This is a genomic window from Delftia sp. Cs1-4, assembly GCF_000214395.1.
Taxonomy (GTDB): Bacteria; Pseudomonadota; Gammaproteobacteria; order Burkholderiales; family Burkholderiaceae_C; genus Comamonas; species Comamonas acidovorans.
The window spans coordinates 4,099,807-4,112,926 of the sequence record NC_015563.1 but is presented as its reverse complement, the minus strand read 5'-3'; the positions used below and the strand labels follow the sequence as shown (position 1 = coordinate 4,112,926).

11 protein-coding genes are annotated in these 13,120 nt (G+C 57.7%); 5 read left to right on the top strand and 6 right to left on the bottom strand.

Annotation, left to right across the window (positions count from 1 at the left end; translation table 11 throughout):
• Window positions 1–42 precede the first annotated feature (42 nt).
• Both DELCS14_RS17940 and DELCS14_RS17935 read left to right on the top strand, forming a co-directional pair.
• Window positions 43–2,202, top strand: coding sequence for a methyl-accepting chemotaxis protein (locus DELCS14_RS17940; protein WP_013802934.1), 2,160 nt, complete (start codon window positions 43–45; stop codon window positions 2,200–2,202).
• Window positions 2,203–2,335: 133 nt separating this feature from the next.
• The gene (locus DELCS14_RS17935; RefSeq protein WP_013802933.1) at window positions 2,336–2,620 is read left to right on the top strand and encodes an immunity protein Tsi6 family protein; all 285 of its coding nucleotides are present in this window, start codon (window positions 2,336–2,338) and stop codon (window positions 2,618–2,620) included.
• A gap of 39 nt (window positions 2,621–2,659) precedes the next feature.
• Here DELCS14_RS17935 and DELCS14_RS31420 read toward each other — a convergent pair whose 3' ends face one another.
• The 4 genes from DELCS14_RS31420 to DELCS14_RS30090 form a co-directional block, all read right to left on the bottom strand.
• The gene (locus tag DELCS14_RS31420; protein WP_013802932.1) at window positions 2,660–2,782 is read right to left on the bottom strand and encodes a hypothetical protein; all 123 of its coding nucleotides are present in this window, start codon (window positions 2,780–2,782) and stop codon (window positions 2,660–2,662) included.
• A 143-nt stretch (window positions 2,783–2,925) separates the two neighbouring features.
• Window positions 2,926–3,882, bottom strand: a complete 957-nt coding sequence (locus DELCS14_RS17930; protein WP_013802931.1) for a Bro-N domain-containing protein — start codon at window positions 3,880–3,882, stop codon at window positions 2,926–2,928.
• 874 nt (window positions 3,883–4,756) lie between these two features.
• Window positions 4,757–5,404, bottom strand: coding sequence for a hypothetical protein (locus DELCS14_RS30740; protein ID WP_013802930.1), 648 nt, complete (start codon window positions 5,402–5,404; stop codon window positions 4,757–4,759).
• Window positions 5,401–6,168: a DUF4276 family protein gene (locus DELCS14_RS30090; protein ID WP_013802929.1), complete on the bottom strand. Its 768-nt coding sequence runs from the start codon at window positions 6,166–6,168 to the stop codon at window positions 5,401–5,403. The genes DELCS14_RS30740 and DELCS14_RS30090 overlap by 4 nt, the downstream gene beginning before the upstream one ends.
• A gap of 410 nt (window positions 6,169–6,578) precedes the next feature.
• Between DELCS14_RS30090 and DELCS14_RS17925 the strand changes: the two genes are divergently transcribed.
• From DELCS14_RS17925 to DELCS14_RS30735, 3 genes are all read left to right on the top strand, one after another.
• Window positions 6,579–7,202 (top strand): tyrosine-type recombinase/integrase, encoded by a 624-nt coding sequence (locus tag DELCS14_RS17925; RefSeq protein ID WP_013802928.1) that lies wholly within the window; start codon window positions 6,579–6,581, stop codon window positions 7,200–7,202.
• A gap of 152 nt (window positions 7,203–7,354) precedes the next feature.
• Window positions 7,355–10,129, top strand: a complete 2,775-nt coding sequence (locus DELCS14_RS17920; RefSeq protein WP_083829097.1) for an NACHT domain-containing protein — start codon at window positions 7,355–7,357, stop codon at window positions 10,127–10,129.
• Window positions 10,130–10,682: 553 nt separating this feature from the next.
• Window positions 10,683–11,354, top strand: a complete 672-nt coding sequence (locus tag DELCS14_RS30735; RefSeq protein ID WP_013802926.1) for a hypothetical protein — start codon at window positions 10,683–10,685, stop codon at window positions 11,352–11,354.
• Window positions 11,355–11,665: 311 nt separating this feature from the next.
• Here the strand turns inward: DELCS14_RS30735 and DELCS14_RS17915 are convergent, their stop codons facing one another.
• Both DELCS14_RS17915 and DELCS14_RS17910 read right to left on the bottom strand, forming a co-directional pair.
• Complete coding sequence (locus DELCS14_RS17915; RefSeq protein WP_013802925.1) at window positions 11,666–12,646, bottom strand: GyrI-like domain-containing protein; 981 nt, start codon at window positions 12,644–12,646, stop codon at window positions 11,666–11,668.
• Between the two features lie 92 nt (window positions 12,647–12,738).
• Entirely contained in the window at window positions 12,739–13,062 is a 324-nt protein-coding gene (locus DELCS14_RS17910) for a helix-turn-helix domain-containing protein (RefSeq protein WP_013802924.1), read from the bottom strand.
• Window positions 13,063–13,120: the final 58 nt, after the last annotated feature.

Genomic DNA, 13,120 nt, shown 5'->3' with positions numbered 1-13,120 from the left:
GCGCACAACAGCGGCGCACAACGCCGCACAGGAGATGCATCAATGCACATCGGTCAACGTTTCTGGCGCCGCCAAGGATTGGGCGCAAAGCTGTCACTCACCAATTTTGTCTGGGTCGCCGCCATCCTGGCGCTGCTGGTGCTGGGCATTGCCTGGGATGTGAGCAAGTCCCTGCAGAAAAAAATGCACAACGAGATGCAGCAGGGCGTCCAGATGCTGCACAACTTCGTCGAGTCCACCGACAAGGAGCTGCGCCAGCGCACCCAGTTCCTGGCCGACAGCCTGGCGCGCAGCCTGCAGGGAACGCTCAGCCTGGACACCAGCGGCGGCGAACCCGTGCTGAGCCTGGACGGCCAGCCGCTCAACGGCAACGATGCGCACCTGCAGGCCTTCACGCGCAGCACCGGCGCCGTGGCCACCGTGTTTGCGGCCCAGGGGCAGGGTGACTTCGTGCGCATTGCCACCACGCTCAAAAACGAGAAAGGCGACCAGAGCGCGGCCGTGCTGGGCAGCCGGCTGGACCGCGCCCATCCCGCCTATGCCGCCATCCAGGCCGGCCAAAGCTACATGGGCCTGGCCCACCTGTTCGGCCGCCAGTACATGACGCAATACCGCCCGCTCAAGGACGCCTCCGGCGCCACCGTGGGCATCGCCTTCGTGGGCCAGGACTTCTCGCAACTGCTGGAGCACTTCAAGGACTCCATCCGCGCGCTCAAGGTGGGCCAGACCGGCTACTACTACGTGCTCAATGCCGAAGACGGCCCCCAGCGCGGCCAACTGGTCGTGCATCCCGCCCTGGAAGGCCAGAACATGAGCGATTCCAAGGACGGCGATGGCCGCTTCTTCATCCGCGACATGCTGGACCGCAAGCAGGGCAGCATGGCCTATCCCTGGACCAATCCGGGCGAAACCCAGGCCCGCGACAAGCTGGTCATCTTCAGCCAATACGCACCCTGGAACTGGGTCATTGCCACTAGCGCCTACGTGGACGAAGCCGTGTCCGAGACCCGCAGCCTGGTCCTGCAGTTCGCCCTCATGGGCCTGGGCGCCGTGCTGCTGCTGTCGGCGGCATGGTTCTGGCTCATCCGCCGCATGATCGTGCGCCCCTTGAAGCAGGCCAGCCACATGGCCTACGCCATTGCCGATGGCGACCTGACCGTGCGCATTGCCAGCGACCGCCAGGATGAAATCGGCCACCTGCTGGAAGCCATGAACACCACCAGCACGGGCCTGACGCGCGTGGTCGGCAGCGTGAACGAACAGGCCCACAGCGTGGCCCTGGCCAGCGCGGAAATCGCCCAGGGCAACCAGGACCTGGCCGCCCGCACCGAAAGCGAAGCCAGCGCGCTGGAGCAGACCGCCGCCGCCATGGAGGAGCTGGGCTCCACCGTGGCCCACAACGCGGACCACGCGCAATCGGCCGACCGCATCACGCGCGAGGCCCAGCGCGTCGTCACCGAAGGCGGGCAGGCCGTGCGCAAGGTCGTGCAGACCATGCAGGGCATAGACGCCAGCAGCAAGAAGATCGCCGACATCATCGGCGTCATCGACTCCATTGCCTTCCAGACCAATATCCTGGCCCTCAACGCCGCCGTGGAAGCGGCCCGCGCGGGCGAGCATGGCCGGGGCTTTGCCGTGGTGGCCGAGGAAGTGCGCGCCCTGGCGGGCCGCAGCGCCGAGGCCGCCAAGGAAATCAAGCAGCTCATCAGCCACAGCGTCGCCGAAATCCACACCGGAAACCAGGAGGCCGCGTTTGCCGGGGAAACCATGGAGCAGGCCATGGAGGAAATCCGCAAGGTTACCCAGCTCATCTCGGACATCAGCCACGCCAGCGCCGAGCAAAACAGCGGCGTCGCCCAGGTGGCCGAGGCCATCACCCACATCGACCAGACCACGCAGAAAAACGCCGCCCTGGTCGAGGAAATGGCAGGCGCCGCCGCAGGCCTGCGCCACCAGTCCGATCAACTGGTGCGCGTGGTCTCGGTCTTCAGACTGCCGGGCGGCAATGGTGCGCCGCTGCAGACTGCGGCCCGCGCAGCGAGCGCCGCGCCAACCACCAGCGCCGCAATCCACCGTGCCCCGGCGCTGGCGCCCAGCGCTGCCGCGGCCAAGCCCGCAGCATCGGCCGCCCCGGCAAAAACGGCCGCCGCCAAGCCCGTCGCCATGGCCTCCACGGCCGATGACGACTGGGACAATTTCTGAGAACCATCGGGTGAGGCCAGGGGAGCCTGATGCCCCTGGTGCCCCTGGAGCCCCTGGCTCCAGCGGCCTGCCCTCTCGGGCCCGCGGCGCTCTGGCATGCTCTGCAGCCACTCCATGAACCGGTTGAATCCCATTGACGCCCCTTGAATACATCGACCACGCCCTGGCGCTGGTGGCCCAACGTGCCCTGGCCCTGCCAGGGCACGATGTCTTCCAACACCTGGCGCAACAGCTGCAATACGTGCGTGCGGTGCTGCTGGACCGGGGCCTGGATCGCTCCAGGCTGCACCAGATCACCATCGGCAGCATGGCGGTCAAGGAGTTCGACGAGACCGATCCAGAGCTGGCCCGGGCCCTGAAGGATGCGCACTACGTGGCCGTGCAGACCGGGCGCGGGCTGAAGATCGATTTGCCCTGAGCGCGCTCCAGCAAAGGAAATGGCCGGGGCAGTTGGGCGCTACGCCAGCGGAGTCTCGAAGACCACCCGGCCCAGGCGGCTCTTGGCGATGTAGCTGTTGCCGCTGATCTCGGCGGTCTTGAAATAGTCGCGGCGGTCAATGAAGCCGGGCACATCGCTCATCCACAGCCTTTGCGGGGTGTTCTGGCCTGCCCTGGTCACTTCGCAATACCAGGCTTCACCCACTTCGGAATCAAGGCGCCGGAACACTTCCCGGCCAGCCGCTGGCCACTCCTGGGGTAAAGGAGTGGCATTTGACGCCCGCGTCAGTCGTGCCGCGCCATCAGGTCACGGCGGCGGCGCTCGTAGTAATGCCGCTGGCACTCGGCCGCCTCCTGCCAGGCCTGCCTGTCTATGGCTTCCTGCACATGGTCCGGCAGCGGCCGGGGCGCAGCCGCAGTCGCCAGCATGGCCTCCATGCCCTCCAGCGGCGCAAAGCCCAGGCAGGGCAGCTCGAACGGCAGCGCGGGCTCCTGCGCATTGGCAAGAATGGCCCCCAGCGCCCAACGCGCCATGCGGTCAAAGAACCCGTCAGGGTGCCCATGGTTCCAGTACCGCGCCATCTCCGGCCCCGCAAACCGCATGGCGTCATAGGCATGCCGGGGGTTGTGGCGGGCCAGCTCCACCACCTCGCTGAACCAGATCTCTCCAATCCCATAGTGCTCATGCCCGCTGTTCACGCGCGGCGGCACAAACCACTGAATGCGCTCCCCCTTCGCATTGCGCCGTGTGAAAGACAGGTCATCGCAGGTGCGGATGCGGCGCAAGACCTTGGGTGCAGGCCCCGGGATCAGGCTTTGGGGCGGGTGCTTGGCATCGCGCCTGGGCTTGGTCTTGTACTTGGGTTTGCTGTCTTTGGCCGGGGCATCCTTGGCGCCCAGCACCTTGCGCTGCACCCAGCGCCTGAAGCGCTTGGCTTCAGGTGAGGGGCTGGCCTGGATCAGTGCATGCAAGCCGTCCGCGTTGACGGCCGCCACGGCTTCGCGCCTGGGCTTGCGGCCGGGTTCGCTGGCAAGGCGGACGGTGCAGCGCTGGTCCTCAGCGAGCTTGCCGGTGGTCAGCTTGTGGCGGGAGATTCCCAGGGCGGTGAACACATCCTTGGCCAGGAACCAGGTCACGCCGTTCTTGGAGAACGCGCGGATCGGGATGTCGCCGAAGTGGAGGGTTTGGGGGGTGATGTCGTCTGCAGGAATACCACGGACGGACGGGGTCTGCGTAGCCATGACTGGCCTCCTATGATTCGTTGGACTACCAACTTCGCCTCCTGTTGAGAGAGGCGGCCGGGTGCTTCAACACGGTCATAGGGCCGCCCGCAGATTTCCCCCGAAGGGTCTTGTATAGCTGCGCGCCACCCGGCCATAAGCAAGCCTTGCTCCGGAGCTCGGGGCAAGACGAAACGTATGGACGAAAAAAAGCCACTGAACTTACGGGAGTGACTTCCGCCTATGAGGTGTGTTGAGCACCGGAGGGGATCGTAGCAGGTGTGGGCGTGCGGGAGCTGCCCAAAGCTGTTACGTAGGTGTGCTGGATGGAGGGTGCAGGGACGGGGCTTTGCAGTGAATTGCGAGGGCAACGTCACCTGTTTTGGTTAGTTGTTCAAGGCCTGTGCGTCAGCAGTAGGCCACCGCAGACGTTTTAACGACGGCTTCAGGCTGATCTGCGCCATTTACGGTGCAGTGTGCGAGTGACCGCGACGACCAACACCGGCCGTTGAAGGCTTCCATTGGTGGACGACCGCTTCACGCTTGAAGCGGCCAGTCGATTCTTCGGCGCGCCGGGCACCGGCTCGAAGGACCCATTCCGCACTGAACCGCTGACTCCTGTCGAACCGTTGCAGTCCTCAAGTAGGGCCAACTCGACACCCTAAACCTGCCGTTTGGCAAGTTGAATGGACTGCCTGTCGCCCACGCGGGGCCATGCTCCCGATTCACGGCAGACGCATGCCGGCCAAACAGGCGATGCTCTAGGCTCACGTACGGACGGAGATTCGAACACGCGACACTGGGGCCGGGCTTCTCGGGTGACAGTGGGCGTGGTTGCGCTGCCGGTAATTACCTTCAAGCTCCGCGAGCGACGTCTTGCCGTGGATGCCTTGGACTAGAGTTCTATGAACGGTGAAGGTGCCATTGGATGTCGACACGGATTAGTCTGATGAGCCAGCCAAACCGAGAGACGAGACCAGATTTGATTGCAGCATGAATAAAGTGAGAAAGAATCTTCATCATATTTCGCGCCCATTTTATCTAGCGCTTCCAATGCCGCTTCGCACAATTCGCGAATTCGCTGAATTAATGCATAAGCGCTTTCTTCATTCTCGCATGCTGCAAATGATTCTTTAATTTCAGAGAAAATAGTGGCAAAGATTTTGGCATATTTGACTCGATTATCGGGCGCTGTTATTGCGCAATCGTAACCCCACCAGATACCGCCAGACTGGCCAACGGAATGCCCTAATCGGGCGCCAGTATGACATGCCCACGCGAAGACTTTGCGGCTTTCAAGTAACCTCGCATCTTTCGCTTGTAGGGCGCCTACGTGCACATCATCAAGTACCGCATCTCTACTTCCATGGGACATGCAAAACAACGGCCGAGAACCCGCAGCGGTGGAAAGTATCTGAATTAGGTTTGCACGCGTGGCATCCTCTCCAAATATATTCAAATCGTCAGGCGCGGTGATCAACCGGGCGATTGACAAATTGGCCTCAGTCTGCGGATCGTGTGCTGTGACAAAGACAATTGTCATGGGCGAGCTTTACGAGCGATCATGTCGCGAGCAATCCGAAGAACCTCAGTGATGTACTGTTTCCCGAGGTCTGTCCCCTCCACGACCTCTCTTGCCAATCGGGCTGCATCGATAGTAGAACCGTCAATAGTCTTCCAGACAACAGTTGAACTTGGAAGCTCTCGCAAGAGAGTAGAGAACACGTCGCGATTTACTGAGCCTGTTAGTTGCTGGGTTTCGTCCACCACGGGGTGGCCAAGATTCTCAAACACGCCGGCAAGAAAACTTCGAAGCGAAGACGAGCGAGCGACGGCCTTCGAAACATCTATGCGTTGTAGGAAGGCATATGCTTGGCGCGGAGGGGCTTTTCTAAAAACATGGCCTGCCAATACCTTCGGGTATGGAATGCTTTCCGGCAGCGGTGCTCGCTCAAGAATTCTGGTTGCTTGTTCGCTTCGGGCCTCATCTCGTGCCTTGTCAATATCAGCAAAAAGCCAAGCCTCAATCGTTGGGATGGCACAATATACGGGAATATTGGGATGCTTGAGTTTCGATCGCGCCAACTCGCGCGAATCGGCTGTGCTCATCTCATCAGCATCTATAAGGGCTAAGAATTTTTCAGTGCCGCAGTTGTTTAAATCCTTAATTGCTGCACCAACTGATTGAGGTCCATGGTGCGCTTTAATAGTAACTGAGTCGGATACGCCTGCGGCCTCGAGGATGTATCGAACGATAATCTCGTCCGTTGGACCCTCGACGAATATAGTCAACCCTGCTTTTTTCATCGGATATTACCTAGGGTGGCACTAGTCTATTGGTAAATAGGCTAGCAGATGGTTCGCGCGGTTGAAGCTTAACTATAGCTTCTCGGCAGCATCGAGGCATGATATTTTAGCCGACACGCATCCAACGCAACTGGCCGGAAAAAGTCTGGATGTGCGCCGGCCTTGAGTTTGTTTGGCGAGCAATGCAGCAAAAAACCTCGTGTTGCAAGCGCGCTATCGGCCTGGACCGCAAGCTTGCACGCGGCCTATGGTGAGCCCCCGCTTCTGGCCGAGACTGACATTTCACAAGCACGCAAAGTTAACCGACGTCGAAAATTCCCGCGTAGCCGGCGTAGAGCACCGGCAACGCGGCGACTTCGGTCCGTTGAGAAGTGCATTCTGTAGTGTTCTTTACTTGATGGGAGACCATCATGGGAACCACAGGCAACTTCATTCATCGCGAGCCATGGAACAAGGGCAAGCTCGTCGGCCAAAAGGTGCCCTTCAAACTCAAGGGCATTTGGGCGCTACGCGTTCGGCTCCAAATGGACGGCAGGGTTCGTGAACTCGCCTTGTTCAACCTCGGCATCGACAGCAAGCTGCGCGGATGTGACCTCGTCGCACTCAAGGTTCGGGACGTGTGCCATGGCGATCAGGTGGCGACGCGCGCCGTCATCATGCAGCAGAAGACACGGCGGCCGGTCCAGTTCGAAATCACTCAGGCAACGCGGGACGTATTGCAGGTTTGGATCAAACAGGCGCGCCTGAAGTCCGAGGACTTCCTGTTCCCCAGCCGGCTGCACGAGTCGCCTCATTTGGGCACCCGACAGTACGCTCGGATCCTCGGGCACTGGGTCGAGGAGCTCGGCCTGGACCGAGCTGAGTACGGCACGCACTCTGTGCGCAGAACAAAGGCAACGCTGATATATCTACGCACCAAAAATCTCAGGGCTGTTCAACTGCTTCTAGGGCACTCCAAGCTCGAGTCGACAGTGAGATACCTCGGTATCGAGGTTGATGACGCCCTAGAAATCTCAGAGCAGACGGAAATCTGAGGTGCTCAGTGAAGGCCGCACGGGCGCAAGCTTGGTTCGGCCGCGCTGAACGGTGGCTAGCTGGTACCGGCCGACCTGGAGATCGCGACCAGGAGCAGTCGGCCGCTGCCGACTTCCAAACGATAGCCTCAGGCTGATCTGCGCCATTCACGATGCAGTGTGCGAGTGAGCGCGACGACCAACACCGGCCGGTGAACGCTTCCAGTCGTGGACGACCGCTTCATCTTTGGAAGCCGCCAGTCGATTACTCGATTTACTGCGCACCGTTTCGAAGGACCGATTTCACGCTGCTCCGTTGGCTCGCGTTGACCCGAAGCATACATCGCGCCCGCTGCAAAGGGGTCATTCGACCAGTGCCCAAACTGGACGTGCGCCGTCGACATTGCTGTGGCATGCGTTCGGGAGATGTTTTTTGTATTAGAAAGCAGTTGGCACTGCTGTGGTGCCTACGTCGTGGAAGCGACGCCCATTCTTGCCCTTCTCTTGCCAGCATGTCTCTACCTGACGCGAATCAAAAAAAGCTGCCTAGCACGACCGAGCGTGGTGATCGATTCAGAGATCTAGTGTGCGATCTACTCAGGACCAAGTATCCCAACTTGCGAGTGGAAGTCCGCGAGTCCGGCACCAAAATGGACATCCACTTCACACGCGAAGACTTCGGAAAGACCGAGATCTGGGCTGTGGAATGCAAGGACTACAGCAGCCGGCTAGACAAGAGCTATGTGTCCTCTCAGATCTTTCCTCTGTACCAAGTCATGCTAGACAGGGGAGGGATCGACCGAATCCTGATCGTCAGTCGCAGCGGGGTCTCCACCGACGCACAGGAATTCATCGATGCCTGGCGTGGCGCCTCGCACCAGACCTACGACCAGTTGGCCGAGTCGGTCTTCGGCATCAAGCCCTACATTACGCATCTGGCTGCGCTGCGGCCCACTGATCTGACCGAATACGTCGAAGCGCGACTAGAGGGCTTCACAGAACCGGCCATCCAGATCGTCGAAAACTGGCTACGAAGCGATGAAGGGCCAAGTCGAGCGATCCTGGGTGGATATGGCCAAGGCAAGTCCAGCTTTGCCAAGCGCCTTGCCGCTCACTGTGCCAATCTGCACCTAGCCGATCCCACTGCCCGCATGCCCATCCTTCTGCGTCTAGGTGAGGTGGTGCATGAGACCCAGCTCGAGGGACTTTTCGGCAAGGAGTTCACCTCACGTTTTCCATGCGTGGGATACCAGTATGCGACTTTGGAGTACTTGAACAAGCAGGGCCGTCTGTTCATCATTCTGGATGGATTCGACGAGATGAAGCACGCCATGACAGCGGCGGACTTTCTCAACAATTTCCGCGAATTCAACAAGCTGTTGGTGGGCAAGGCAAAGGTGTTGCTGCTGGGCCGACCCAATGCGCTGCCTTCCGATGAGCGAGATATGGTCTTTCGCGGCATGACCAAGGTTGGCGGCCAACTCGTCGCAAGCGCGGACTATCCTTCTTGGCATGAGTGGAAGATGGCCTTCTTCAACGCAGAAGAAACCTCCCAGCTTCTGACCTCCAGCCTGCAGGTCAACCAAATCAAGCACGAAAATAGCAAGCGCTACTCTTACCAATCGGACTTTATCGAGAGGCGTCGCAAAGAGATTTTTGCGCAGGTACCCGAGGATCTGTTACGCCGTCCCGTCCATGTGCAACTCGTTGCGGATGCAGCCGCTGATCCCAACTTCGATCTGCGAGGTTTCAATGCGCACCGCTTGTATGAGCATTTCATCAGCAATATGGTCCAACGCGACACGGTACAGAAGGCCGCGCGTAGGCCCATCGCCTTGGAGGCCCGCCTGCAGTTCCAGCGCGAACTCGCTTGGTGGGCTTGGCGCAAGCCTGACGGTACACAAGGCAGCTTCTACCGGCGCGAACTACCAGACTTGCTTTTCCATGACCTGCCCAACGGGAACAGCTCTGATCAGGAGGGAAAACGCAATGAGTACATAGTCTCGACCTTGACGGAGGAGAAAGAGTCCGGTGTTCTCTTCTTCGCACACCGGTCCTTTCAGGAGTTCCTGGTCGCAGAACGCATGCGTCTAGTAAAGCCGTCGCCAGCGGCGCATACTGACTATTCCAACAGCCTAACCGACGATGTTGCCGCCTTTCTACGCTTGGCACCTGATCAAGAATTCATTCTGGACTGGTACGCCACCCTGCAAGGTGCTGCGGGACCCATCGCCTTGGGCTACCTCGAGTTCTTTGCCTCATTCGAGGAAATCAGCCACCAGATCACAACACACACGTTGTCTGGAGATGTCGCGGCCGTGGATGCGTGGAGCGCAGTTATCCTGCACCACGCTACTCGGAAACGCATACCGGGAGCCCTAGCGCCTGCACGCCTAAATACCATCATGGTGGGCCTCGTCAAACAGGGTAATGTTGGCGCTGCCGCAGTCGCTGCGCTTTCCCTGTTGGCGGACTGCAACGAAGCCGAGCGTGGCCAGGATCAGTTACGTACCCAGATTGTTGGCGCGGTGATCGAGCGCTGCCTGCGTATGGCGCGGACCGATACCACCAAAGGAAACCTACTTATCGACAAGGCCGAAGCAGACTTTTCCTCAGAGTGGATGGCCACACTCGAGAAAGCTGCCGCAATGCATGTACGGGCAGACATGACGATCAGCTGCGGGTTCGACACTTTGGAGCGCTTGTGTGCCTTGCAACTGCAGGGCAAGAACAAGGGCACTCGAATTGGGGTCGCGCCAGTCAATCCGATTACCTTGAACGACGCCCCTATGGGGCTCAGCGTGGTGCATGACGTTTCAGCCCTTCATATGTTTCGATATGTCGACGAGGGCCTTGTGAAAGATCATGGCGTATACCTGCGTGCAAGATGTGACCGATTTCCCATCGTGCTTGTCGACGTTCGCTCGCGCAACTCGCGTACCCGATAGCTGCAGCTGTGGCTTGCCAAATCCGGGGCATGATGAATGGATTGCACTGTCCTTGGTCAGCTTCATCGTGCCTATCTAACGGGTGAGACGTCTTTAAGGATGAGTAGGCGTAATTCTACTCCGCATTCACCGAATATTCACAACACGTCTGCTGGATTCGTGTTCTTTGCCATGTTTGTCGCATTTTGCCAATGCTATTTTAAAAAATAGCGGCATTTATTCAGTTGATTCATCAATAAGAAAAGTATTTTCTCTCGAGCAACTATTTTTGGCCAGTTTTTTGCCTGGTATTCAAAGGCCATGAAGCAAGTGCGTTTACGACATGTTCTGAGTGGTTAATTGGAATTTTTAAGATGCGATTGATCAATTTCAGAAAAAAAGTCGAAAAATGGTGTCGTTGATCAAATTATTTCTGATGCCGCAGACGTAAAGCAGACACTGATTAATGAAAAGCAATGGGTTAAGAAATTTCGACAGGTATAATGCATTGAATCAAGCCGATCCGCCTTTGATGGTCGGCTTGCTTAGCACATTTTTATTATAGGGAATCTCCATGAAAGAAGGCGATATATTAGTTTCTTCCGCTTGTTCGTTCACGAGTTGGGGTATTAGGTTATTCACAATAAGCCGGTTTAGTCATGCAGCATTTGCCATTTCTGACAAAGAGGTCATAGAAGCAACTCCCAATGGTGTTCTTACGGTTTCGATAAATTCATTTATCAAAAAAAACAATAGAGTACTACTTTTGGAAAGGCCAGAGAAATTAACGCCGCAACAATCCTATTTTTTGAGAGAGCATTTGAATTGCATAGAAGGATTGCAATACAATCTCAAAAGAGGTATAAATTCTGGAGTTAATTATTTTGGTTTAGTATTTTGGATATTTTCCTTAATGGTAGGTATATTTTTTCTTTTATACAAAGGTGAATTTTTGTATTTGGGTATTTTTGTTACTGCAATGCTCGTACCTTTGGTGCTTTTATTTATCTCAGCCAATCCGGTAAGAGCCAATAAGATATTTAGAATGCTAGGCGTTCCGGAAAAATGGTTAACCAATTTAAATGAACATTTTTGCTCTCAGTTAGTATTTGATTTAGATGAAAAAATCAATGGAGGTCTCAGTAGAAGATGGAGAAAACTTATTGAGCCGAGACCAAAAGACATTAAGATGTTAGCTATAAAAATGAAATTTAACCCCGTAATTATTAAACCAAAAAGGCATTAAAGAAGACAAGCCACTGAATGTGACATTATTATTTTTTTAGCAGCGCTATTAATTGGTTGCAATAGCGGAATTCTAGGGATTCCCGGGTCACCGTCGGTTACTCACCTGAAACCCGTCGCTGGGCCAGTTTGTGCCTTGGTGCTCGGATTTAAAGCTATGCGGCTGTGACCGAAAGCTCACGATTAGGGCATGAGTGGCAGCAACCGCTGCAAAACCGACACCTGACGGCAAAGGTTGAACGGCTGCAGCGGGTGGTGGATTCAACCAGCTAACCCAACACATTCGTCAAGCCTCAACCGGCTTGAGTCGCTTTACAGCGCCCGCACCGGAATGCAGATGTCGCAGCAGAACTCGCCGGTGTCGGCATCCATGGCGGTGACCGCAGAAAACATCTCAAAGCAAGGCCGGTCGTCGCATTGCATGCCGCTGGACGGCATCCATTCGCGCGTCAGCCACATCCAGGCGTTGGCCAGACCCTCGGGTTTTCCTTTGAACCTTGCCACGGCGTAACGGCCGCCCGGCAGGGATTGGGTGTCCACCTGGCCGCTGGCGACAAAATGCGCGGGGACTTCCACGCAGGCGTCATAGCGGCATTTGTTGGCGGGTGTGAGAGAGGGGTCGTCATAGCCTATGCCGTAGCACGTTTGATCGCTGAGGCCATTGGAATGCATCCACGGCGCAATGGTGCCTCGCCAGAATTGGCCTATGGCTGGCCCATAGGGGCGGATCAAGCGTTGATAGGCGACATGTGCTTTGGGTAGATCAATGATGCGGACGTCCATGGCGATTTCTTCCTTCAGGTGACAAGAGCCCTGAGGTTCGCCGAACGCGCATGGGTCTGTCTGATGGAGATTGCCGAAGACCTGATCAGGATTGCTCTGCTGGCTGCCTGGCGGCTGCCCGATGGCGGCCGCCTGGGTCTTCAGCCGCTCAAGCGTGGTGGAGCGCCAGGCCGATGGCGTGCAGCCAAACTTGAGCTTGAAGGCGCGCGCAAATGCTTCGCCCGATTGGAAGCCGGTGGCCAGCGCGGTTTCAAGCACGGTCTCCTTGCTGCCGCAGGACAGCCGGAATGCCGCTTTCTCGAGCCGTCGGCGCTGCGCATAGCTGCCCAGCGTTTCTCCCATCCATGCCGCGAAAATTCTGTGAAAGTGGAAGCGCGAGAAATTGGCGATGTCGGCCAGATGTGCGCCATCCAGAGGCTGATCCAGGTGGGCATCGATGTAGTTGAGCACGCGATTGATCCGTCGCGCGTACTCGGCGCGGGATGCCTGCTCGGAAGGCTTGTTCGTCATGGTCGTTGTTCTGGAAATCACCGTTCATGCGGCGATGGGGCTTGCCTGTCGGCAGGGGGGTGGATGTAGACAACCAGCCGGCGCAGCTCTCGTCAGGCCGGCGCCTTCCCCTTCACCCACAACCCAAACTCCTTCATCACCCCCACCACCGGCTTGAGCCGTTCCCCATCCTGGGTCAATTCGTACTCCACCTTGATCGGCGCCGTGGGGTACACCGTGCGCTTGACCAGGCCCGCTTCCTCCAGCGCGCGAAGGTCCAGGGTGAGGGAGCGTTGGGAAATGCCGGGCATGTCGCGGCGCAGGTCGTTGAAGCGCCGGGGGCCGTCGATGAGGTAGGAGGCGATGAGCAGCCTCCAGCGGCCGCCCAGCAGGCGCATGGCTTCTTCCACGGAGCAGCCGGATATGTTGGATTTCATAGCACATTCATGATAGGCAGGCGGCAGGTATATTTTTTTAACCTATGGGCAGTTTTAT

Excerpts from the sequence above, each read along its gene's own strand:
- DELCS14_RS17940 (WP_013802934.1), top strand. The coding sequence starts at position 43 with ATGCACATCGGTCAACGTTTCTGGCGCCGCCAAGGATTGGGCGCAAAG.
- DELCS14_RS31420 (WP_013802932.1), bottom strand. The coding sequence starts at position 2,782 with ATGAGCGATGTGCCCGGCTTCATTGACCGCCGCGACTATTTCAAGACC.
- DELCS14_RS17930 (WP_013802931.1), bottom strand. The coding sequence starts at position 3,882 with ATGGCTACGCAGACCCCGTCCGTCCGTGGTATTCCTGCAGACGACATC.
- DELCS14_RS30740 (WP_013802930.1), bottom strand. The coding sequence starts at position 5,404 with ATGACAATTGTCTTTGTCACAGCACACGATCCGCAGACTGAGGCCAAT.
- DELCS14_RS30090 (WP_013802929.1), bottom strand. The coding sequence starts at position 6,168 with ATGAAAAAAGCAGGGTTGACTATATTCGTCGAGGGTCCAACGGACGAG.
- DELCS14_RS17925 (WP_013802928.1), top strand. The coding sequence starts at position 6,579 with ATGGGAACCACAGGCAACTTCATTCATCGCGAGCCATGGAACAAGGGC.
- DELCS14_RS17920 (WP_083829097.1), top strand. The coding sequence starts at position 7,355 with ATGCAGTGTGCGAGTGAGCGCGACGACCAACACCGGCCGGTGAACGCT.
- DELCS14_RS30735 (WP_013802926.1), top strand. The coding sequence starts at position 10,683 with ATGAAAGAAGGCGATATATTAGTTTCTTCCGCTTGTTCGTTCACGAGT.
- DELCS14_RS17915 (WP_013802925.1), bottom strand. The coding sequence starts at position 12,646 with ATGACGAACAAGCCTTCCGAGCAGGCATCCCGCGCCGAGTACGCGCGA.
- DELCS14_RS17910 (WP_013802924.1), bottom strand. The coding sequence starts at position 13,062 with ATGAAATCCAACATATCCGGCTGCTCCGTGGAAGAAGCCATGCGCCTG.